Below are 22,447 nucleotides of genomic sequence, written 5' to 3'. Positions count from 1 at the left end.
CTCTTTGCGGCGTCGTCGGACAGTCGATCACCCTCGTCAGCGTCGGTAGACGCGCCTGAGTTCACCAGTGGGGGGCGGCGAGTCGCCCCGTGTGTTCGGGGACTCGCCATCTGCGTGCGCTCTCATCCCGCCGTTGCCCCGCGGCGCTGGGTGGTGCACGGTCTGGTCTCCGCCGTTCTGCTTGGCGGTGTACATAGCGGTGTCCGCGTCGTGGAGCAGGTCGTCGATCGTGCGGGTATCTGAGGGCGGGACCGTGACTACGCCAACGCTGGTAGTGATGATCAGGGTCCATCCGTCGAGAGTGATGGGTTGCGCCAGGGCTGCATGGAGCGCATCGGTGATCGCTCCGAGACCCGAGGGTTCGGCGTGGATGATGGCGACGAACTCGTCGCCGCCGACTCGGCCGATGATGCCGTCTCCGGGGATCGCCTGTTGGAGTCGGCGGGCGGCAATGCGCAGAACGTGATCGCCGGTGGAATGCCCGAGAGAGTCGTTGGCGGCCTTGAGGTTGTCCAGGTCGAGAAACAGCACAGCGATTGGGCCGCGGTGAGGGTTGGCGAGCGTAGTGGTGAGAGTGTCGACCAGGCGCAGCCGGTTGGGAAGACCAGTCAAGGCGTCATGGGTGGCCTGATACTCCAGGCGCGCGCTGGCCTCTCGTTCGGCGGTGACATCGCTGAACGACATGACGTACCGGGTCGGGGGAGGGGAGAAGTGTTGTGTGGTCCCTGAGATCCAGACGACCGTGCCGTCGGGACGATGTATCCCGGCGGTGAAGGTGGCGGGTCGGCCCGTTCGGCGGGCGCGGGCGAACGGGTAGATCTCGGGGTCCAGGGGTAATCCGGTGTCGGCGCTGATCGGATTCAGGGTGCGGGCGAGGGTTTCGAGATCCGTGCCGAGGACGTCGGCGGGGTCGACGTCGAGAATGTGGGCGGCGGAGGTGTTCATCGACAATGGCACGCCTTCGTCGTCGAGGATCATGACTCCCTCGACCAGGCACGACACCACGGCCCCGAATTGCAGGTTCGCTGCGTCCGCCTCAGCCCGGGCGGCATGTTCAGCGGTCAGATCACGCAGGACCGCAAGGTAGGCGGGCCGCCCGACCCAGATGGTGCGTACCGATCGGGCTTCGACGGGCACGTGGTGGCCGTCGAGGCGGCGCAGGGTCATCTCCGTCGGAGATGATGCTGCTCCCAGGCTGTCGAGGCCCCGGATGCGCTCGAAGAGCGCAGCGGTCGACTCCTCGGTCACGAACTCACCCAGAGGATGGCCGACCACGTCCGCGGGGTCGGACGCACCGATGAGCTGGAGGCCGGCGGCGTTGACGAACACCAACTCGGCGCCTTGGTGGACCACGATTGCATCGGGGCTGTGATCGATCAGAACTCGGTACTGCACCCCGGGATCGTGAGCGTGTGCCGGGGCCGCGGGGCTGGGGGCGGTGCCGTCGTCTGCGAAGTCGCCCTCGTCCACGCCGCCTTCCTCGTTTAGTCACCCGTGCTTGATGCCGCAACTCATTGAACCACTCCAACAGGAGTTGCGGAGAACAGCGAATAGTCGGTCGCCGATACCCGTGGGGCGATATGCCGCTATTTCAAACGGCGGGTTGGGTGTAGTGCATTCGATCGCTTGCTTTTTGCGAAATTACCTGTTGTGGCGGTTAATCGTTGTGACGGGGCCTCGGTGGGGGGATTCCGCATCCGTTAGGGGGAAATGAACAATGGCAAAGAATGGTGTGAACATCGTGGGAGTGGGCGCGGCCACCGGGTACGGGTGGGGTGCTGACGCACTGTGGCGGGGAGTGTCGTCGGGCAAACCCGCGGCGGTGCTGCATGGCGGGTACGGCGCCGATGGTGATGACCAGGTGTGGTTGGCGAAGGTTCCCGCAGGTGGGGACCCGGCGGATAGTCCTAGCCTGTTTTCGCAGGCCATGCGGGGTGTGGCGCGTGAGGCGATCGGCGATGCGGAGTCCCGTGGCTGGACACCAGGACGCCGGGTGGGGTTGCTGCACGCGGTCGTGCTCGGTGATGTCGCCGACTGGCGGCAGTTCTATCTCGGCGACGACGGGCAACGCAGGATCCGCGACTACATGCGGTTGCTGCCCTCGACCCCGATCTCGACGCTGATGCAAGAATTCGGATTCCACGGACCGGCAATGAACGTCTCGGCAACATGCAGTTCCGGAAATGTGGGATTGCTGACCGCGAAAATGTGGCTCGATGCGGGAATTGCCGACGATGTCGTGTGCGTGGCCACCGATATGTCGTTGACGCCGGAGAACGTGGACCATTTCGTCCGATTGGGTGCCGGCGTCGTCGATGCCGAACCGCTCGATGCGTGCCGCCCGTTCCAGGAGGGCAGCCGCGGGTTCGCGATGGGGGAGGCCTCGGTCGGGTTCGTTGTCTCCAAGTCGCCGGCGCAGAGCTATCTGTCGATCCTGGGTGGGGCGATGAGTCACGACGGGTTCCACGTCGCATCCGTCGACCCCGGTCACCGAGAGATCATGCGGTGTGTTGATGACGCTCTGGCCGACGCCGGGGTGGACGCCCGCGACGTGCGCTACCTCAACGCGCACGGGCCCGGCACCGCCCAATGCGACGCCGCCGAACGCGCAATCCTGTCGGAGATGTTCGCCGAGGCACGCCCGGATGTGTACTCGATCAAACCGCTGACCGGTCACTGCCAAGGCGCCGCGGCCGCCGTCGAGATTGCCGCAACCGCCCTCGGCTCCGAGCACGGAATCGTGCCTGCCCCACCACACGTAGCTACCGCGCACCCCCAGCTCCTCGACGGTGCCACACCAATGGCCGAGGGCATCACCATCAAACCCTCACTGGGAATGGGAGGACACAACTCCGTCGTCGTCCTCAGCACCCCCAACTGAACACTCGAGCAGACGCCGCGACACTCGCACATTTTCAGCTTGTCCTGCTGGTGATCACCCGGTCGAAGAGGCGGTCGGGGAGCAGGGCACGTAGGAACAGCGCCGACCGCGCCTGGTAGCCGGTCGCAGAGCGTTCCCGCCCACCCGCTGTGGGTCCAGAAGGTCTGGTGACCGCTACCGGCACGTCTATGACCACGACAACACGGGCCGCGCGCGAGTCGCACAGCGACCAGCTCGCGACCGCGGTCACTGAGCGTCGCGCGCAGCTCTCGCTCAGCATGGCCGCGGCCGAGGCCGCCGGCGGACCATCGCAACCCACCCTCGTGCGCGTCGAGAGCGGCCAGTCGTCACCGCTACGACCAATCACCCTGGCCAAGCTCGACCGGGCACTGCAATGGAAACGCGGTACAGCGGCACGGGTGTACGCCGGCGGCGACGCAGCGGCTCTCGACAACGCCGACTGTGTCGATGCATCAGCGCTGACCATTGGTGTCTCGATCGACGAGACGGCGCGGCTGCTGCATGCCGCCGCCGACGTCGCCGCGGCACCGGACTTCCCTCCGGAGTTGGTGCAAGGGTTTCGCCACGCCGCAGCCGACCTCGTCGGTGACGTTCTGCCGCGCCTGGCCGCATGCGACAACGCCGGGCGACGTCTCCGCGCTCGCCCGGGCGATCCAGCGCCTCATCGTCCAATCCCCATACCCCGCACACCCCAACGCGGATTTGGGCGGCCAGGAGACATCACGAGGCGCATCGCGGACCAGCGATCCTTGCTGCGGCTTATCGGGGGCTGGGCAGGATGGATGGCATGCCGTCGGGGCCGACACCGCGTCATCTTGTGCGGGAGAGCCATTTGTACCGGACGGGAAGTGCGGTGTGGCCCGGACTTGCTAGACCACACCGCCCCGCCCCGCCCCGGCGCCGGCGCTAGTGGTATGCGCTCACCAAGAACCCGTCGGTATCTTCTCCGTAGGCCAGAATTCGATTGAATCTGTAGAACGACGGGAGTATCCCGCCACCCGCCGAGTTCTGCTTAGCCGGGATGTAGCAGGAACTGTATCCTGCTGGATTCTGGAACGTGTCGCCGTTAGGCAGGTACTGATACGGAATCCCGCAGAAATAGAACGTGCGACCCACGGGGTTCGCGTATTTCCCAGCCCCCTCGCGCGTACTTGCGAACGGATATTCGTCGCAGGTAGTGCCAGACGGGGGTGTGAAGCGTGTCGGGAACCAGCGCGGGCAGGCCGTTGACCTATTCTTCCCGTACTGCGAATCGCCTTCTGTTATTCGTGTTAGCTTGCTGAGCTTACCCAGGAAATTTTTGATAATGGGGTTTCCTGGCACGAGTGAATTTTGCGAACGGAGAATATGATCGTAGAGCAACGTGTCGTTGTTCTTTGTTGTGGTCATATCCAGCACTGGAAGGTTCTGGGAATTCGCGTCTTCGCGAATGACGCATCCAACTCCCTTGAAATACGTCAGTGAGTCACAACGCCAGTCGGGGAGCCTAAATCCCCTTGTCGCCGCAGCTGTAAGCGGCTCCGGATTGGAGGCCCTCATGTTGAGGATCTCTGAGATGACACTCAATGTCCCCGGAGTGTTCTCCAGGCCCTTCGCCTTGATGTCGTACCGCACATTTGGGAATCCATCGAAAAAATTTCCCTTGGCGGTTCCTGCAGTGTTGGTGATCTCGTGATTGTCCGACGGCAGCAGATTGCCAAAAGAAGATTCGAGAACTGTTGATCTGCCGACGCCGGTGAACGTTTTCCCGATTGCCTTCACTCGCACCGAAGCTGTGGGGGAGTTGTTCAGTGTTGCAACCGAGAGATAGACCCAGCCCTTTGCCCAGCCGATAGTCTTAACCTGACCTGTGACCACGTCGAGCTGCCTGATGCGCAATTTCGCGCGCTCTTTTGCGCACACCAGGAACCGTTTCCCGTGAAACTCGCCGGTGGCGGGTCCGTTGTTGCACAGGGCGTTGCCGCTTCCGAAGAAGTCGCTCTCCGCGGCTGTGTCGGGCGCAGGGTCGTCGGGGATGGGGAAGTCGTCTGTGGGTTCGTCTGCCGGGTCGTCGACCAGGCGGATGTGCGGCGGAGTCTTCGTCGAGATCGCCGGTGCAACCGAGCTCGTGGTGGGGGAGTTTTGCAGTTGCGGCGTGGGCGAGGCAGAGGTAGGGGCCGGAGTCGAGCTGCTTTCGCTGGTGGGCGCCGGCGAGCTGGTCGACGGGGGTTCGGCGGTGGGGCTGTCGCTGCTTGGCGCCGGCGCTGAGGACGGCTCAGACGATGGTGCTGGCTCGGACGGGACAGAGGTTTCGGGAGACTGGCTCGGTGACGGCGCAGGGGCCCGACGTGCGTTCGTATTGTTGTCGGTCGGGAATTCTTCGTCCCCAAATCCCAGGCACATTTCGACGCCGTTGCTGGAGGTGTTGCACTTCGACCCAGTTGGGGAAAGGGCCAGTGAGAATCTGCTGGGGTACTTGTTGTACGGGTCATCCTTTCCGATCACTGGATCGGAGTCATCCGGGTTGGCATCCACGACTGGGCCGACGTTCCAGTTCAGGTAGCCGCCTTCAAACTGCTGCTGGTAGCCGCCGCGGAGCTCGTACTCGTCTGTGACCGGGTACCCGAGGTTGCCGTTCTCGTAACCGCTCTTGCCCCACAAGTCGCGGAGCGCACCCCACACCTGGTGAGCGCCGGTGTTGGGGCTGTAGTAGATCGACCCGCCTTGGAAGGTGTTGTAGCTCCCGTTGTTTTTTCCGAGGGCGGCCTCGCTGATCGTGGGAAATCCGAATGGGCCGCGCTCATAATTAAACTGAGCCCATTTGGCGCGGATCGCTCCCCGAACCATCTTTGCGTATCCATTTGCCACGTTGGCGTTCCAATAAATCGCCGAGTCGTTTGCGAAGTTTTGGTACTTGGAGTTCGCGACAGCGGCATTGGCCTCGTTCATCGTAGGATTACCCAGCTTTGCTGGACCGCCTTGAATGCGGTATTCGTCGAGAATTCGGCCAACTACATCGTAGTTACCGTAGCGGTCCGCACTCGCTGGCGCGGCGCCGAATGCGGCCGCGATAAACAGGACGGTCAGAAGGTAGGTCACGGCTTGTGAAAAGACGCGCACCACCGACCCTCTCGGTTTCGTCAACATGCTCGCCGTCCTTTTCTTCCGAGGCCGAGGTCATCGAGTCCGCAGCGCGAGCCTCAAGTGTGCTGTTTCTCTCATGCGTCGCACAGCTTCCACTCAGGGTCGGTGTCGACCCGCTGCCGTCCATTAGCGGCAATTTGCCTGATCAAAGCGGCCGCGGCCGTCAGAAAAAAAGAATGCTAACTTGCTAGAAAGTTAGAACTGTCAGGCAAGGCGATCGAGCTCAGGCAACGGTTTCGCTTACGCGGCTGGCATTGCCGAGAATTCGTGCGACGCACCAACCAAGGTTCTAATGCAGTTGCGTTCGGGCTCATCTGGGCAGCGCGCGCGATATGGTGGCGGCCAGTAACGAGTCCTTGTAGGAGGTAGAGGTTGGCCAGCAATTGCCGGTCCGTTGCGTTCCTCTTGCTGGCGGTGTTCTTTTTCGCGGCAGCGTGCGGGACCGGTTCCGACGGCACAGCACCCTCGCGGTCTGCTGCGAGCACCTCGGCAAGTCAGACGTTCGCGGTGGTGGTGGCCGTGCAAACGCCGCCGCCGCAGGTACCAACGTCGGTCGGGCTGGGAGAGTTCGATGGCGATATCATCTCGTTGCCTCCAGAGTTCCTGACAGGTTTCACCTCGGCGGCTGTTCATCAGCGGGTAGCGGAAGCAACCGCCAGCAAGACGGGCCAGGATCTGGACCGAGTGCGCGATGGATTCTCGATCCGGCAGCGATCCGCCGACTCGCTGACGGTGGCCACGTCGGGTCGAGGCGATGCAGAGCTCTCACGGAACGCGGCGAACGAGCTGGCTGATCTAATACGTTCCGATCCGCTAGCGCGCCGTTTCAGCGAAGTATCTCGAGCGAATGTGATTGTCACAGTGTCGGCGGCGTGAGGCGTGGTTCGCCGACGACATCATCCAGCCGGGTCTCTCGAACACCCCGTTCAGCCGGGTTTAGGCAGCTAGTAGACGTCAAAGTCGACCAGGCTTAAGGAGATGAAGTGGAACTTGCAGCTCGATGGGAATCTCTGATTGCAACTCTCCGCGACTACGCGCCCGCGACTGCCGCCTCGTTCAGGCCCGGGGCGACGGAGGCGGCGGTCGCAAGGTGTGAGGAAGCGATCGGGGTTCGCTTCCCTGCTGAGTTGCGCACCTGGTTTCTTCTTCAAAACGGCCAGGCCGACACCGACACCGGCCCCGCCGGCGAGTTACTGCCCTTGCAGGTGTTCTTTTCCCTAGACGAGATCGTCACCGAGCATGCTGCGCTGTTGGAGCTCAGCTCGGAGATGCTCGACTACGACCCCGACTATTACGGCAGCCTCTCGGCGATCGCGAATGGCGCCCCGAATGCTGGTGAACCCACTGACCTTTTTATCGCGTCTTACATCCCGATCAGTGGCTACCAGAACATCGACTACTTCTGTGACACGCGCCCTGGCGATCGACACGGATCCATCGGATGGTGGCCATACAACGCGGGCCCCGCTGCACCCACAGAGTGGGGATCGATCGCCGAGCTCTTGGCCCACATCGAGCACAACCTCACTGACGGGCCCCCAGACGGTTGGCAGATTGTCGTCGACGACGGCGCCATGTACTGGGAATCAACCGGCCCGTAAGCCACGGATAGGCCAGGCTCACGCAAACCCAACGGACGTTGCCGTTCAGAAGTCAAGTTGTAACCTTTGAGAGCCACGGGCCCTCATGAGATGTGCTAAAAATTTGACAACGCTGAATTGCGGCGAAAAGTACCTATGGACCAAAGGGGTCAGCACAGAAATGACCACTCCCTCCCAGTTGCAAGGCCTCGCAACCAGAGTGGACCGAAACTTGATGCGCGCGGTGAAAGTGCGCGCAGCGCAGGACCAAATGACATTGCAGGCCGTCTTTCACCAGGCGCTCACCGATTGGCTTAAGTCACCCGATAGGCGCCGGCAGCGGTGATGCGCGGGTGGGTGGATACGTGTCACTGATCACGTATCACGCTGCGATGAAAGCTTTCGGTCTAGCGGCCGACCCGACCCCCTCGTAATCTGGGCTGCCCGGATCGTCGGCGACTTGAAGCTGTCAGTGACTGCGGCCTGTTGGCACGACGTACGAATGATTGGGACAGCCGCAGGCTAAAGCCAGCCGGGTCGTTCCCCGGCTCACGTCCCTGCCCCCGCAGGTGCTGGTGTGGCGGATCGCCGGCCGCTAGACCTCGGGCCAGGCGAACAGGGACCGGTAGAACAGTTCACGGGGGTGGGGCGGCGGTTCGGCCTGCCCGGGTTGTGCTTGCACGCAGCCGAGGATCGAGTGCGGCGCGGTTGCATTTGCAGGTTTGTTCCGCAGGATCAGCTTGGTGAACGCCTCGATTAACGCTGTGCCCGCGCTCAGCAGCGTGACGGCCGATGTTGCGAGATCGGCAACGGTGGTATGTGCGCCGAACACCCCCATCGGGTCCGCTCGCCACACGCCGAGGCTGTCGTAGTGATCTTGAGTGAGCTTCGGGTTGGCGCCGGGGAGAAGGTCGGGCATGGCGTCGAGGTCCAGTGCGATGTTCTGGGTGCTGCCGTAGCCGCGCCCCGGATGCTGGTCGACTGGCAGGATGCCGTCGTGGATGTGGTTGCGAAGGATCTTGCACACCCCGGCGTAGGGGTGGAGCCGTTCTACATCCACCAGCGCGTCGGCGGGGTACTCGCGACTCAGATGGTCGGTGATGTACCCGCCGGCGTCGAGGGAGAGCCGGAACTTCTTCGAATCTCGAGTGGGGTCGATCAACAGCAGGTAGCGGCGCCCGTAGATGTCGAACGCCGCGGCGAGGTAGAGGAGTTGCCGGTCAAACGCTTCCGCTGCCGCCTCCACGACATCGATGCCGCGCTTGCCGCTGATCGGGTTCGACAGGACAGCGAGTAGCTGGTCGAGTGCGCGCGTGGCGCGGCAGAGCCTCACACGGATTGAGTTGACCGCCGAGGACAGTTCAGGATCCCCGGTCCGTGGAGCGATGATGCCGTGCAGGCTGTCGAAGTACGGCATGGCCGCGCCGACACCCCAGTCATAGAACTTCTCGATCGTCGCGGTGGACTCCGTGCTCTGGACCAACCCGCCACCGACGAGTCTGCCGCGACGCACTTGGACGATCGGATTGCTTGTCGAGCGCAGGTGGTGACCGATGAGCGCGACCGCCTCGTCGGGCGTCACGCTGATCACGATGTCGTTGTCCGCGACGTCGCAGCGCCCGACGGTCGAGGCTGTCGTTACGATCGCGTCGATGCCAACCGCGGCTGCAGCAGCCGCGTACGCCGCCGCCCGGTTCCGATCCGCCAACGTGACGGCCTCCGCGCCGGGGGTCGCACTTTGCTCGTCAAGCTGTTGATACACGGGGAAAAAGTTCGCCGATTGCCAGGAGCGCTCCCTCTCGCAGTCGGTGGAAACTCCGAACTCGACGGTGTCGAGGTGCCGGGAGGCCTCTTCGACCGTGGTGAACCCAATCTGCCGCACGAGCGGGTTGTCGAGGGCACGTGCCCAGTCGTCGGGGACCTCTGTGCCGTGGGGTATCAGAAGCTGTATGTCCAGCTCCTCACGACCTAGGAATGTGGAGACGGCCCCGTCTGGCGGAGCGGGGATGGTGGCGACGTCGATCCCGAGTCGCAGCGGGCGTGTCGCTGGCCGCATCGGATAGAGCGGCGGATGGTCACCGTCGTCATCCTTACTGGGGGGCCTAACGAAGCGCATGAAACGGTGGTCCGGCTGTCCATCTGGAACGCTTATCGTCACGCTCGAATCCTCTCGTCAGGACATGCACCCGATCCGGGCCCCTCTGTGATGCTTGTCGACCCCGCTCACCTCAATCAGGCGACTGTATGGGCCGTTCTGGGCAGTGTCATCCTCTTGGTGCCATCTCCGTGTTGGGCTGCACTAGTGCAAAGCGGCACCAGCAGGTACTCGCTGACAAAAGATTCCACCCTGCGGATGATGGTTAACGAGAAGTGGGATGTCCCGAGTGTGAGGCGCGGTTCGTCGTCGCAAGCCGGGACGTCGACTCAATCGTCACGCTCCGCGAGGCAAACATGTTACGAGCTCAACGACTTCGACTCGCGGTCTCTTTCCAGATCGCCTTTGTTCTGACCATCTTGGCGGCCGTCTTTATTGAGGCTGCCGCCCGACTACCGTAACTCGCGCCACATGGTCAGGCCAGCACTGAACTCGCACAACGAGGCTCGCCCGAGTCGAGGTTGTTGACGTCCGTACCCAATTCTTTATCCGTACCAATAGGTACTATTAAGGTATGAAGTGCAATGTGGCGAACTGCTCGGCGACTACGAGTCGACGGGGGATGTGCGGCTCGCACTACCGTCGTTTCCTCCGCCACGGCGACCCGCTTGGAGGAGGCGCGTCGAAAGCGCCCGTCGATCGATCGCAGCCCTGCGTGACCGCCGGTTGTGATTCCCTCCGCGAGCGCGGCGAGTACTGCTCCCGGCACTACCGCCGCGTGAAGCGCCACGGGGACCCAGCGGCCGGTCGGCGGCCGAACATGGATTCGCTGGACGACGTTTTCGACTACTACATGCCTGGTGATCCGCCACCCGCTGGTGTGGTGTGGCCTTGGGCCGGACCAACGCACGCGGACGGGTACGGCGTGCTTCAGTGCCAGCACGAGTTTTGGCTCGCTCACCGCTACAGCTACCAGCGCTTCGTCGGGCCGATCCCGCCGGGCGCCGTTGTCCGACATCGGAACGACACGCCAATCGACGTGAACCCAAACAACCTCGAGCTCGGCTCTCAGGCTGACAACGTTGCCGACATGCATGAACGCGGCCGTGCACGGAAAGCGCGGCCAGTAGGAGAGATGAACGCGGGGCACAAGCTCACCGATGCGGAGGTTCGAAAGATTCGGAACCTCCGCAACAATCACGGTTGGAAACTTCGCGAACTGTCCGAGCGGTTCGGTGTCGGTGAGAGCGCCGTGTCAGCGATAGCCCGCCAAAAAACCTGGCGTCACCTCGAATGATCGAGGACGTCGGCGATGTCGGCGCTTGGTCGAACTCGGAGGCGCTGCGCCCACTGGATTGGAGGTCGTCCCGCCGAGCGCGTGGTCCCGAGTAGCGCGTAACGCTGTCGGCGCCGTCACATATACATGTGTTCGGTGCGCGGGTCCGCGACCGCTTCCTCCGGTTAGAGAGCTTCTGAGAATGTCGACGCCCCCACCCGATCCCGACCTGTCCGGGTTCAACTTCGAGCGGCCCGGGTCGCAGCTGCCGCCCTGGGTGCTTCCCCCGCGGCAGAAGCGGCGACGCAAGTGGCCGTTCGTCGTGGCCGCAGTGTTCGCACTGCTCGTGATCATCGGCCTGGTAGCTCCGAAGGAGCAGACCGACACGTCGGCAAAGGCCGCCGACACCAGCACCGCCGCGACGTCGACGATGACGTCCACGAGTGCGCCGACAACGTCGACATCGACTCCGACGGCGGAGCCGACGTTGGCGGTCGCCCCGGTCGCCGGCACCGTGACCGCCGCGGCACCGGCGAACGCCGCGCTGGCCAAGCTCAACACCCTCGCGGTCAAGGGCCGCGCACCCAAGACCGGATACAGCCGAGAACAGTTCGGACAAGCGTGGTCTGACGACGTTAATGTCGAGTCCGGCCACAACGGCTGCGACACCCGCAACGACATCCTGCGCCGCGACCTCACCGCCATCACCGTCAAGCCCGGCACCCACGGCTGCGCCGTCGCCACCGGCACCCTGGCCGACCCCTACACCGGCAAGACCATCCCGTTCACCCGCGGCTCGTCGACCTCCTCGGCGGTGCAGATCGACCACGTTGTCGCTCTCTCGGATGCGTGGCAGAAGGGCGCCCAGCAGCTCACCGCCGAGCAGCGCCGCTTCCTGGCCAACGACCCCCGCAACCTGCAGGCCACCGACGGCCCCACCAATCAGAAGAAGGGCGACGGCGACGCCGCCACCTGGCTGGTCCCGAACACCGGCTATCGCTGCACCTACGTCGCCCGCCAGATCGACGTCAAGGCGCTCTACAAGCTGTGGGTCACCCAGGCCGAGAAAGACGCCATGATCCGGGTCCTCACCACCTGCGGAGCGACCCCGCCGGCGATGTCCGCAGCCCCGCGCCCCGCGCCGACCCGGACCTCGACCGCAACGCCTGCGCCCGCGCCGACGACCCGGGCGTACGTGCCGCCGCCGGCGACGACGCCGTACACCCCGGCGCCTGCACCGGCGTATGAGCCGCCCGCCCAGGCCGCACCCGACGTCGACGCCAGTGTTCCCAGCGGGGCGACCGCGATCTGCAACGACGGCACCTTCAGCAAGAGCAAGAGCCGCAGCGGAACATGCTCACGTCACGGGGGAGTGGCGAAGTGGCTGTGACGTCTAGGGGAGCCTGCGTTCGGCGGCGGGTGTCGTTGCGCGAATAGGGATCGGCGGCAGCCTGTTCGGAGTGCGCGGGGGCATCTCGACCCGCGGCATCGGCGTCGGCGCGGGACCGCTGTCCGTCAGCTCCTCCTGGGGTCGTCGAGGACGGCGCCGATCCAGCGGCGGTGGGGGAGCCTGAGCCGGGCTCGTCATGCTGATAATCGTCGCCTCCATAGCGGCCTGGCCGTACCTGTTGGCGACCTTCGTCGCCGTGCAGCTCGGCGCCGACAACCCCTCCACCATGCGCACGGTCGTCGGATGGGTCTTCGAGGCGCCCTGGTTGCTCTTCCTCATCTTCGTGGGTGGGGCCGCGGTCTTCGGGTCGTCCGCGACGTCCGACGACGAGACGCTGGCGTCGACCGCCCCCGACAACGAGATCCGCAGGGTGAAGCGCGGGTAGTCGTCGGCGTACGTGCATCCCGCGTGCACCGTCAACCACCGGACTCCGGAGACCGCGACCCGCTGCGCCGTCCGCCGCCGTTGACCACCCGTATTGATGCTGCGCCTGCGCGCGTACGACGTGGCGGAGACAGCGAAAGGGGCCCGCCTGGCTGGTGGGCCCCTTGCTGCCGGGTCTTCCGGCTGATCGATACTGCGGGTGAGCGACTACGCCGCGTTGTTGTCGCCGTCGTCGAGGCGAGCGACGTTGCCGGCCCGGAGGCCGCGCGGCGTCAGCTCGACGTCGAAGCCGACCTCGTCGCCGACCTGGATCCAGCTGAGCGAGTCGGTCATCCAGAGATAAACGCTCTTGGTGATGCCTGACGGGTGCTCGACCCAGATGAACCCGTGGCTGCGGTTCGGCGCGATCCAGTGGACCTTGCCTTCGGCCTCGCGGTCGACGATCAGCGCGGCCATGGCTTCCCGGCTCTTGCCCTCCTCCGGAGCGGGCTTGGCGACGAACGCCAGGCTCTTGTCGGTGGACAGATGCTCGGCGTCCTCCGGGTAGCACAGCGACTCTGGGGTGAAGTGGAAGCACTCGCCGCTGGCGGCGACCTTCACGAACCCGTGCCCGGAGGTCGGGTTCCACTTCACGATCGAGCCGTAGAGCTCCTCGGGCTTCTTGTGCCCGAGGATGCGGGTCACCTTGGTGTGCTGGCGGGTCGAGTCCCCGGTCCCCTCGGCGGCACTGCGTGCGGTCAGCGTGGAGACCGACGCGGCTGTCGCGGTGACGCCGAAGGCAGATCGCGACCAGAACAGCTCGTAGAACTCCTGCGCCTCCGGCCGGCCCTTGACGAAGATCTGCTGCGCGTCGCCCCGGTACTGGCCCGGGGTGCGGTTGTCGACCAGGCCCTCGGGGGAGTGGACACGGCGCCACACGACGTCGTCCGCGGTGGAGTTGTGCATGACAATCGCCTGGGGTGCGGCGGCAGAGCAGAGGCGGGCTGCCAGGTCGACCGCCGGACCCACGTGGTCGACGCCGCCGTCAGGGAGGCGGAATCGCTTCACCGGTCCACTGGCCATGCCGATCGACACCTGGTAGCTCACGTCGCCGGCCTGATGGCCGGGAGGTGCCATGTTCGCGAGCCGCAGCTTGTCCTGGATGACGATCGCGGCGTTGACCGCGACCGTCGTGTGGGCGGTGTTCCAGGTCAGCAGGGCACCGTCGCCGATCATTTTGATGTGCGGCATCTGCATCGGCTCGTTGCTGAATGCGGTGTCGAAGATCAGCTTGTAGAGGTGGCCGAGGCGCGTGACCCACGCCGCGGTGTCGGCGAACAACTTCATCTCGGTGCTACCCGCCATGTCGACGAACATGGCGACCGCTTCGAACGTCGAGCGCTCGTCGACGAACGCGGCGTCGAGCGACGGGAGGTCGAGGCCCTGACCCTGGTTCCGGTCGTAGGAATCCTCGTTGAACAGATTGGCAGACATGCCGTTCTCCTTCGGGTTAGAGAACGCCGGTCTAGGGCATTCTCTTGGTGGACCACCCGGAGTGCCGCGAACGGCACTCCGGGCGGGTGTTTCCATCTGGTGGATAACCCCGCTGCCAGGCGGGAGAGCGTTGATCCGGTCTGATAATGACCGACGTTGAGCCGCCGTGTCCATAGGTGTTCCTTACAGAAACCTATGAACCCAAAACAGGCCCCCATGTCGAGCATGGGAGCCTGCTGTGGTGCCGAGCGGTTCTGGCAAACCGCGCCAGCTATATTCAGATGGAAACACCGCCCGAAAGAGCGGGGCCGCGGCGAATGTCTACTATTTAGCCCGCAAAGCAAAAAGACCTCGAGACATGGTTGTCTAAGGCCAGATTGCCCGGGAGGCCGTCATAAACAGCGCTCGCGACAGCTCCACTGTGCGCCGCACGACCCCGCGATGCAAGTGGAAAAACAAGTAATATCGGTCTCTGTTACCAAATCGATACTTAAAACCGGACATCCGCTGCGTCATTGCTCGGTTCATCGAAGGTTGCCCCGCCTGAATGTCCTTGCAACAGCGCACAATTGACCGATAACTTACCTTATGTCAGGTAGTTGCTTAAAAGTACTGTGCTGCTCTGTCTCTCAGTAATGTAAGCGGACTGGTTGGCGCGTCGCGCGCTCGACAAGCGACTCGAAGGACTGGATCATTGGCTGCCGAGGTTGAGTTGACGACGGGCGTTGGCGATGGCGGTAACCGCGCACGTCCCGATGTATCCGTCACGGTCGAACATGGTCGCAACACCGATCGAGAGGCCCGACCGCGAGCGCTGGTGGTCAGCGATGAGGCCCAGGCCGACCCCTAGCGGTAAGCGCGTCAGGGCGAGCGTGGTGTCGATGTTGATGAACCCGGCGCCGGCGGAGCCCCAGTGACAGACCAGGCTCGTGGTCTCGGCCATCACGGCGGCCCGGACGAATGGTGATATCTCCTCCCCCGCAACAAGCGGTGGGAAGCGTTGCCACACAGCTTTGCGATTCGAGTTCTGGTGCGCGGCGAAGCTGCCCGACCACGATGCGCCGTCGCTCATGAACAGTGGCGGGGCGGGCTCATCGTCGCAGTCGGGCGGCTCGGGTAGCGCGTCCCGGCGGCGCCACACCTGTCCCGGTGGTTCCTCACTGGGCGCCGCGTACACCGCACGGCCCCGGGCGGTGACATCCTCCCCGCGGCCTACCGTCGCGTCCACAAGTCGCAGGCGAGGACTCCGACGGACCTCCACTGCGTGAGCCTCCACTCCGGCGACATCGACCGGGGCGCACAGGTCGACTGTGAAGCGCAGAGGAACCAACTCGCCGTCCTGCGCGACCGCTTCGATGGCCCGCGCGAGTACCCCGCACACCGCATATCCCCCGACCTGGGACGTTGACCAGGGGCTGATCGCGAGCGGTTCGGGAGTGAGCGTCTGGCCGTTTTTAGACGTGAAGAACGATGGAGGTGGCGGTGTCGCGTCATCTGTAACCACGTACAGAAGTGAAACACGTTCCACCTCTATGTGTTCGTGGGACGCAGCTACCGGCCGATTGTTCTAGGCCCGCATCTTTGTGGGCGGGGTGCCGCTGAACAGCGCAAGTAAAGGAGTCTAGCTAATCTAAAACAATCTAACCGACTGGTGATAGGGTCCGATCCGTGTCTAACCCGTTCCACGCCAGCTTCGGTGTCAGCCCTCCTCTTCTGGTAGGTCGAGAAGCGGTGCTCGAGGAGTTCGACGAAGCACTCGAGGACGGGCCCGGTTCGGCGGGCCGGGCGACTCTGTTCACCGGGGCGCGCGGTGCGGGTAAGACGGTCATGCTCAACGCGGTCGAGGACCTGGCGAGGCGCCGTGGCTGGCTGGCGATCAGCGAGACCGCAACGCCGGGGTTCGTCGACCGGATCACCCAGCAACATCTGCCGCGGATGCTGCGCGAGTTCGACCCCGCCGCGGTCCGTCGCCGGCTCAAGGGCATCACCGCGCCAATGAACGCCGGTCGTGTGGATTGGGACACCATCGACACACACGTCACTCAGGCCGGACTGCGAAATCAGCTCGAACTGCTTACCGACCTGCTCGCCGAGCATCAGACCGGGGTCTTGATCACCCTCGACGAGATCCACCAGAACCAGCTCCCCGAACTACGGGAGCTAGCCGGCACTGTGCAACATGCTTTCCGCGAGGGCCGCGAACTGGCCTTTGTCGGTGCCGGGCTTGCCGCCAGCGTCAGCGACGTCGTCAACGACGACGTCCTGACGTTCCTGCGCCGCGCGGAACGCCACACCCTCGGCTCAGTGCCGCGCCGCGACGTTGAACGCGGGTTCCGCGAACCCATCCACGCCGCCGGGCGCACCATCAGCACCGAAGCGCTGCAGGTGATGGTCGACGCCGCTGGCGGCTACCCGTTCCTACTGCAGCTCATCGGCGCCCAGACCTGGCGACTGCACCCCAACGAGGCTGAAATCAGCGTTGACGATGCTGTCGAGGGCACCATCCGCGCCCGCCGCCGCATGGGCCGACTGGTTCACGAACCCGCGCTCGCTGCCGCCTCTGACATCGACAAATCGTTCCTCCTCGCTATGGCCCAGGACGACGGGCCGTCCGCCATGGCCGACGTCCGCACCCGCCTCGGAGTCGACGTCAACTACGCCAGCCAATACCGCCTGCGACTCATTGCCGCCGAGCTCATTCACTCCACCCGCCGCGGATACGTCGACTTTTCCCTCCCCTACCTCCGCGAGTACCTCCGCGACCACGCCGCCTCCGACGCATAAACTTGGCGAGGTCGGCGCAGGAGTCAAAACCGCTGCGCCACAACCGACACCGATAATTTATATTATGTCAGGTAGTCGCCGAAAAGCGCTGCTGCACCTCAGTTTTGACTGTGCTATCGCACAGCGCTGTGTCTCGATGCCCGCCACCTTATCGAGTTCGTCTCGGAGTTGCCGTTGGGCGTCGCTGACACGGTCCCGCTATCCACCCAACCCCGGACAGTAAAGATCGATTAGGGCTCGCGTCAGCTGCTCTGCGCGGTTAGTTAGGAGGTCGAGTTTGTCCGTCGGAACAGGTGAGAAATTGGTTGGGTAGTCCTTGACCGCGGCGTGTGGCACTAGGTCCGGGACGGGGACAGGAAGGCGGTTGTCGGGCATTCCGAGATATGTGTAGGTAAGGCCTTGTAGACGTCCGGCTGATCGGTGTTCGTGGACGAGGGCGCGCATACCATCTTGTGAGCGGGTGTGTGCGATCTCGAAGCTCCGTCTGAGCCGTCCGGTCATGAAGTTCGGTGCGCGCTTGGTGATTCGGCCGCCGCCGGCGTCCACGACGATGATGTGGTCTAGGTCGTGCACGTGGCTGGTGTGTTGCGGTGAGCGCCCCGGCAAGATCGGGCTCAGTGCGAGGTTGTCGTAGACTCCGCCGTCGGTCATCAGCATAGTTTCGCGATGGGTAGTGCCATCGGATCGAGTGAAGGTGTAGCTGCGGTTTACCTGCGGGAGTAGGGCTGGGAAGGCGGCCGAGGCTGCGGTGGCCTCGGCGACAGTGACGGGCTCGACGATGGTTCCGTGCGGCGAGCAGGAGCTGATGGTGTTGCCGAATCGAACCGCGTTGCCAGTGGCAAGGTCAGTCGCGGAGATGATGGTGTTCAGGCCGGGGTGGGTGACCTCGCTCAAGAGTTTGGTGCCAAATGTGCGCGCTCGGAGCGCTGCGACCAGCGCCTCGGTGCGGGTAGAAGTTCGGTCGCGTTTTAGTTGCCCCGGTGAAAGTGCAAGCGCAACACTGCGTGTGTTGCTTGCTACGAGTCGGGGATGGACACAACGGCGAAGCAGCTCACGCTGAAGGTTGGTGTGCAGCATTGTGATGACGGACGCGTCGAATTCGGCGAAGTCGGTTGGTCCGTAGGCCCACATTGCCGTGAGCAGAGATCCGCCGCTGATGCCGGACACCACCCGAACGTCCGGTAGTACGCCCCGGTCGTTCAGGGCACGTAACGCGCCGAGCCCGAAGGCGGTGGCCCGGAATCCACCGCCGGAGAATGCGAGCCCGATTCGGGGACGCTGTGTATTCATGTGGCCCGTCGCGGACGACGCCGTAGGCGTAGCCATCCCGCTCGATCCGGGACCCCGGTTATTGCCCGTACGAGGCCGCCCGCAGTGACGTGCACCGTTCCGCGTGTTCCTCCACGAAAGTAGGTGCCAGGCGGTAGTTGTTGGAGGTCGCGGCCTCCGACATAGCCCGGGTGGCCCGGCGCGGGGGGCTCGGTGGAACGGGGCACGACTCTGGCGTAGACGTCGGGTGTGTTGCCGGCTTTACCGGTTCTCCAAGCGTTCCATCGGTCAGCGGAGCCGCCGAGGATCATCATGAGTGCTCGTTGACGGCTGCCGTCAGGTGCGACGATCGATGCCATGCCTTGCTCGTCTGTCTGACTCGGACGAGCGGGTCCGCAGGGGTGGGTGTGCCAGAAGCCGAGAAAGCCGCTGGTGCCGCTTGTCCGCTTCACCTCGTTCTCGACACGTGTTTGGACCCCCTCGATGCCATGCTGGAAGTAGTCGCGGGATAAGAAGCTGTCGGGCGGCGGCCCTGCGACACGGTCGACATGGATCACGCCGGTTGCGTCGTCGAACGCCCCCAGCAGCATGCCGCCTGTCTCGATCAGGGGGCCCCGGATGCGTTCGCCGCGGCGAACTTCGGCGGCGACTTCGTTGTAGGCCGCAGCGGCTATGCGGACTTCGTAACTGGTGGTGCGGTCGATGGTTACGAGGTCGGGTTTCCAAGACGCCCGCGTCGTTCCAAGGTTTCCTGGCGAAGCAGCTCCGAGACGGACGGCAGAGGCGTATTGCGTAGGTGTACCAGATTGTTGGGCGTCGGCATCCGACACGGATGTGAGGATGCTGGTGGCTTCGTTCAGCATCAAGCCCGCCAGTGCCGCTGTCTGCGCGGCCGATCCGACAAAAGTGGGTGCCGAACACCCGGGCTCGGGGAAGAAGATGGCCGTGCGCGGTTCTCGGGGAAACAAGTCCTCCCCCAGGTCATGCCACCCCGGCGTTTCTGATGAACGCAGGAGAGCAACCTTCCGGAAGGTGTCGGTACCAGCTCCATTCGCGGTGGGCAGGTTGGTCGTGACCAACCCGCGAGACGCCTCGTGACCGATGACCATGGTGACCAGTGCCGGGCGGTGGGCGCGGCCTTTCCAGGCGCGCTCGATCGCTGACCGTACGGATGCGTCTGCGGTGGCGTCGATGACGAGGTCGTACTCGTACGCCGGGTTGGAGATGTGGTCGGTGAATCGGACGTCTTCGTGCAACGGGTCCACAGAAAGATCCCGGCGGATGGCGGACAAGCGGGCGGCTAACGCCCGGGCCTTCGATTGTCCGATATCCGCGTCCGTGAACAGCTGACGGACCAACACGCCAGGTCCGACCACCGATTTGTCGGCGACCGCCAGGTGCCTGACGCCGGCACGTACGCAGTACTCGGCCGTCGGGCCACCGAGCGCACCGCACCCTAAGACCAGGACCTTCTTTCCGCGTAGCCATGAGGTGGGGGCTGAGTGGTCGCGGCGGCGGGTGACCTCGGACCGGTTTTCCATCAGTTGCATCCAGCCCACGTTGGCCGCTTCGAACCAGCCCTGGGCGAGTGACTCGACACGCTCGGGCAAGTCAGAGTCGCCGAGACCCCGCACGGACCCGTACAGGTTAGCGATTCGGGAACTGAACGAATCCAGATGCCAGGCAGCCAAATGCGCCAGATGTTCGCCTTCGTCGACGCGACGGGAGGGGGTTCCGACAAGCATCGCTGTCACGAGCGGCGACTCACTGTCGTCGTCGGGGACCCACAGCTCCCCCGCGGCCTCGGGGTGAGTCGCCAGCTGACGTTTACGGAGCCAGCGATTCATCAACGACCCGGAGGCCAGATCCCAGAGCATCTCGATGTCGGAGTAGCCGTGGGCGGCCAGTCCCCGGCTCAGCTCGCGGACCGTCTGTGGATACTCGAACCCGAGCTGTCCCGGGATGAGCGTCGTCGCCACGACTATGCACGGCCTTTCGTCATGAAAGACCGGTGCGGTGTCATCCAGCACTCGAGCAGCTGCGGTGCCCGCGTCGACCCACTCCAGCACGTCTATCCGACGATCGTCGACCACACACCAGGCGAACACCGTGGTCGGTGCCGATCCGTCGCCTGCGGCGTCCCACGGGACCCGGTCACCCAAGTCCGGGTGCACGAGAACAGTGCCAGCACTTGCACTTGCGTAGGCGGTCGGGGGGTGAAGCGGCTGTCCCTCGGGATCGAGCGTGCCCGCGGCCGCGTTCTCCAGCCATCGCGTGAGCCGAGTGAGGAACCCGTACATTCCGTCCGCGGGATCCCACTCCACGCCTGGAGCGACGTACAGACACAGAAACCGGCCCCACTGAACATGCGGGGTCCCCGCCCACCGACGATGTGCCGAGTGCACCCTGGGTGGGTCGAACGGAAAGCTCGATCCGATCGTGATCTCGAACAACTCGCGGCCACGGATCTGAATTCCGTTGTCACCCTTCTGCAACCCCGAGGTATCGAGGGAAACATCGAAGACGTGCACATGGGCACTGGTCGATCGTTCCCCGACGAGTTCGATCGCACCCTCACTCGCGGCGGCTAGTTCGCGTAGTTGACGACGAGCCAGCTCATGGCCGGCATCAGGCACGCCCGAACCCAACAGTGGTAGTGGGTGCGGCGGCTTGGCCCCGGCCGGCTTCGACCGCGGACCGCACCCGTTCCGGCCCCGTCTGCGTCTGCGCCGCTCCTGCCGACAGTTGTGTGGCCACGGCCCGCCCGGCGGTCGTGGCCGCAGCCGCGACTCTGGTAAGGCGCTGATGCGCCGCGACAGACGCCGTCAACGCGTGCGCGGCGAGCTCGACGACCTCGTCATCCACGATGTGTGCGCCCGCGTCACCGATAGCCAGTACCACCGGCGACGGATCGGCGATCGAGGGCCACTCCATCGTGCAGATGAACTCGAAACGGTCCTGGTACCGATTGGCGGCCTTGCGGTGGGGTGGGTTGGCGCCTGCCTTGTCCGTGGTCGGAATTGGTTGGCTACTCGCTACAACGACTGCATCGTCTCGGCTGTATTCCTCAAACTTGTCCAGGATGTCGCTCTTGAGTGTGTCCTCACCGTCCTCGACTACGTACATCACCTTCTTCGAGCAGTGGTGCGGCGCCAGCAGCAGGTTCCACTCGAGGAACTCCTGGCGTGAGTGGCCCTCGCTGTAGTTGAAGATCTTGATGATCGTGTCGTACGCGAGGTCGCCGAACAGAAGCACCTTGACGTCGAGGCCGTTGTCGTCGGTCAGGGTGACCTGCATGGACAGGGAGGTCTCGTTGCGGGCGGCCGCGCAGTCGTCCTTGAACGGAGCGTGAATGAAGGCGTTGAACCGGCCGATGTAGTCGACGCCGTTGATCTTCGTGACACTGTTGCCAGGCTTGACGAGGTACTCCTCGGGAAGGTCGTGGTAGCTGTGCTCGGCCTCCGCGGTGTCGTACCCAACTACGATGACGCGATCCCCCAGGTCGATCTCATCTCCGGCGGCGACAGCCTTCTTCACCGCGTCCACCCGGCGCCTGACCTCCTTGTGAAACGCCTGAGCATCCTCGCAGAGCGCCGCGTCTGGATCGTCCGCCAGCTCGCGCCACATACGCGGTGTCGCCCACAGCTCACCGATGGTGGCCTTCTCGAGGAGATCAGCGAACCCGCTGCAGTGGTCCTTGTCGGCGTGCGTCAGAACGAACGCTGCGAGGAACGGCCTCCCATCTGAACCAATCGGAAGCGCGTCCACGAGAAGGTCGACAACGGGAACCTCGGGATTTGCCTCATCGTCCGCCTTCTCGCGGTCATTGAGGTCTACTTGCACCAGAATCTCTTCTGACACCACAACGGTCGAGCTGTCGCCAGTGCCGACCGGCCAGAACACAACACCTACATCAGGAAGCGTTTCGGTCATGAGTCGCTTCAATCCCCTCTCAGGGGTCGGTGAAGACGCGCGTTCTTCGACACAGGCCGGGTTCACATACCGGCACCGATCGTGCGGGTGTAGCGTCTGCGGTGCATCGACCAAATGCGAATGCAGACCACCCCGTCGGAGAGTGCGCACGAAGCCACCCACCTACGGGGTGCTTCTG

Annotated in this window: 16 protein-coding genes; 7 read left to right on the top strand and 9 right to left on the bottom strand. The window is 64.2% G+C overall.

What is annotated here, in order from left to right; all coding sequences use genetic code 11:
* Positions 1-36 precede the first annotated feature (36 nt).
* On the bottom strand, positions 37-1,470 hold the full coding sequence (locus Q1A98_RS22225; RefSeq protein ID WP_299577603.1) for a diguanylate cyclase: 1,434 nt from the start codon (positions 1,468-1,470) through the stop codon (positions 37-39).
* A 247-nt stretch (positions 1,471-1,717) separates the two neighbouring features.
* Between Q1A98_RS22225 and Q1A98_RS22220 the strand changes: the two genes are divergently transcribed.
* Positions 1,718-2,881, top strand: a complete 1,164-nt coding sequence (locus Q1A98_RS22220) for a beta-ketoacyl synthase N-terminal-like domain-containing protein (RefSeq protein WP_299577601.1) — start codon at positions 1,718-1,720, stop codon at positions 2,879-2,881.
* A gap of 473 nt (positions 2,882-3,354) precedes the next feature.
* On the opposite strand, the gene Q1A98_RS22215 is transcribed toward Q1A98_RS22220, so the two are convergent.
* Both Q1A98_RS22215 and Q1A98_RS22210 read right to left on the bottom strand, forming a co-directional pair.
* Positions 3,355-3,567: a hypothetical protein gene (locus Q1A98_RS22215; protein ID WP_299577599.1), complete on the bottom strand. Its 213-nt coding sequence runs from the start codon at positions 3,565-3,567 to the stop codon at positions 3,355-3,357.
* A 241-nt stretch (positions 3,568-3,808) separates the two neighbouring features.
* Positions 3,809-6,028, bottom strand: a complete 2,220-nt coding sequence (locus Q1A98_RS22210; protein ID WP_299577597.1) for a hypothetical protein — start codon at positions 6,026-6,028, stop codon at positions 3,809-3,811.
* A gap of 369 nt (positions 6,029-6,397) precedes the next feature.
* Here Q1A98_RS22210 and Q1A98_RS22205 point away from each other — a divergent pair, with 369 nt between their 5' ends.
* Both Q1A98_RS22205 and Q1A98_RS22200 read left to right on the top strand, forming a co-directional pair.
* Positions 6,398-6,901, top strand: coding sequence for a hypothetical protein (locus Q1A98_RS22205; RefSeq protein WP_299577595.1), 504 nt, complete (start codon positions 6,398-6,400; stop codon positions 6,899-6,901).
* 107 nt (positions 6,902-7,008) lie between these two features.
* Positions 7,009-7,626 carry an SMI1/KNR4 family protein gene (locus Q1A98_RS22200; RefSeq protein WP_299577593.1) on the top strand — a complete coding sequence of 206 codons (618 nt, stop codon included), beginning with the start codon at positions 7,009-7,011 and terminating at the stop codon, positions 7,624-7,626.
* A 574-nt stretch (positions 7,627-8,200) separates the two neighbouring features.
* Here the strand turns inward: Q1A98_RS22200 and Q1A98_RS22195 are convergent.
* Entirely contained in the window at positions 8,201-9,763 is a 1,563-nt protein-coding gene (locus Q1A98_RS22195; RefSeq protein ID WP_299577591.1) for a hypothetical protein, read from the bottom strand.
* Between the two features lie 757 nt (positions 9,764-10,520).
* On the opposite strand from Q1A98_RS22195, the gene Q1A98_RS22190 reads away from it, so the two are divergent.
* The 3 genes from Q1A98_RS22190 to Q1A98_RS22180 all read left to right on the top strand — a co-directional run bounded on the left by Q1A98_RS22190 (position 10,521) and on the right by Q1A98_RS22180 (position 12,811).
* Positions 10,521-10,997, top strand: coding sequence for an HNH endonuclease (locus Q1A98_RS22190; RefSeq protein ID WP_299577589.1), 477 nt, complete (start codon positions 10,521-10,523; stop codon positions 10,995-10,997).
* 181 nt (positions 10,998-11,178) lie between these two features.
* Positions 11,179-12,366: a DUF1524 domain-containing protein gene (locus Q1A98_RS22185; RefSeq protein WP_299577587.1), complete on the top strand. Its 1,188-nt coding sequence runs from the start codon at positions 11,179-11,181 to the stop codon at positions 12,364-12,366.
* Positions 12,367-12,562: 196 nt separating this feature from the next.
* On the top strand, positions 12,563-12,811 hold the full coding sequence (locus Q1A98_RS22180; RefSeq protein ID WP_299577585.1) for a hypothetical protein: 249 nt from the start codon (positions 12,563-12,565) through the stop codon (positions 12,809-12,811).
* A 206-nt stretch (positions 12,812-13,017) separates the two neighbouring features.
* On the opposite strand, the gene Q1A98_RS22175 is transcribed toward Q1A98_RS22180, so the two are convergent.
* Entirely contained in the window at positions 13,018-14,283 is a 1,266-nt protein-coding gene (locus Q1A98_RS22175; RefSeq protein ID WP_299577583.1) for an adenylate/guanylate cyclase domain-containing protein, read from the bottom strand.
* A gap of 691 nt (positions 14,284-14,974) precedes the next feature.
* A complete protein-coding gene (locus Q1A98_RS22170) occupies positions 14,975-15,787 on the bottom strand; it encodes an acyl-CoA thioesterase domain-containing protein (RefSeq protein WP_299577581.1) in 813 nt (270 codons plus the stop codon).
* A gap of 164 nt (positions 15,788-15,951) precedes the next feature.
* Between Q1A98_RS22170 and Q1A98_RS22165 the strand changes: the two genes are divergently transcribed.
* Positions 15,952-17,067, top strand: a complete 1,116-nt coding sequence (locus tag Q1A98_RS22165; protein WP_299577579.1) for an ATP-binding protein — start codon at positions 15,952-15,954, stop codon at positions 17,065-17,067.
* A gap of 198 nt (positions 17,068-17,265) precedes the next feature.
* Here the strand turns inward: Q1A98_RS22165 and Q1A98_RS22160 are convergent, their stop codons facing one another.
* The 3 genes from Q1A98_RS22160 to Q1A98_RS22150 are packed head-to-tail and all read right to left on the bottom strand — an operon-like array spanning position 17,266 to position 22,269.
* Positions 17,266-18,357 carry a patatin-like phospholipase family protein gene (locus Q1A98_RS22160; RefSeq protein ID WP_299577577.1) on the bottom strand — a complete coding sequence of 364 codons (1,092 nt, stop codon included), beginning with the start codon at positions 18,355-18,357 and terminating at the stop codon, positions 17,266-17,268.
* On the bottom strand, positions 18,354-20,972 hold the full coding sequence (locus Q1A98_RS22155) for a ThiF family adenylyltransferase (RefSeq protein WP_299577575.1): 2,619 nt from the start codon (positions 20,970-20,972) through the stop codon (positions 18,354-18,356). Before Q1A98_RS22155 ends, Q1A98_RS22160 begins: the two co-directional genes overlap by 4 nt.
* Entirely contained in the window at positions 20,965-22,269 is a 1,305-nt protein-coding gene (locus Q1A98_RS22150) for a hypothetical protein (RefSeq protein WP_299577573.1), read from the bottom strand. Before Q1A98_RS22150 ends, Q1A98_RS22155 begins: the two co-directional genes overlap by 8 nt.
* Between the last annotated feature and the right edge of the window lie 178 nt (positions 22,270-22,447).

This window comes from uncultured Williamsia sp. (assembly GCF_947494875.1).
In the GTDB taxonomy this organism is placed as follows: Bacteria; Actinomycetota; Actinomycetes; order Mycobacteriales; family Mycobacteriaceae; genus Williamsia_A.
Note: the sequence above shows the minus strand (reverse complement) of the source record. Positions and strands in the feature narration are given on the sequence as shown.

Coding starts and splice junctions, on each gene's coding strand:
- Q1A98_RS22220 (WP_299577601.1), top strand. CDS start 1,718: ATGGCAAAGAATGGTGTGAACATCGTGGGAGTGGGCGCGGCCACCGGG.
- Q1A98_RS22215 (WP_299577599.1), bottom strand. CDS start 3,567: ATGAGGCGCTGGATCGCCCGGGCGAGCGCGGAGACGTCGCCCGGCGTT.
- Q1A98_RS22210 (WP_299577597.1), bottom strand. CDS start 6,028: ATGTTGACGAAACCGAGAGGGTCGGTGGTGCGCGTCTTTTCACAAGCC.
- Q1A98_RS22190 (WP_299577589.1), top strand. CDS start 10,521: ATGGATTCGCTGGACGACGTTTTCGACTACTACATGCCTGGTGATCCG.
- Q1A98_RS22185 (WP_299577587.1), top strand. CDS start 11,179: ATGTCGACGCCCCCACCCGATCCCGACCTGTCCGGGTTCAACTTCGAG.
- Q1A98_RS22180 (WP_299577585.1), top strand. CDS start 12,563: ATGCTGATAATCGTCGCCTCCATAGCGGCCTGGCCGTACCTGTTGGCG.
- Q1A98_RS22175 (WP_299577583.1), bottom strand. CDS start 14,283: ATGTCTGCCAATCTGTTCAACGAGGATTCCTACGACCGGAACCAGGGT.
- Q1A98_RS22160 (WP_299577577.1), bottom strand. CDS start 18,357: ATGAATACACAGCGTCCCCGAATCGGGCTCGCATTCTCCGGCGGTGGA.
- Q1A98_RS22150 (WP_299577573.1), bottom strand. CDS start 22,269: ATGACCGAAACGCTTCCTGATGTAGGTGTTGTGTTCTGGCCGGTCGGC.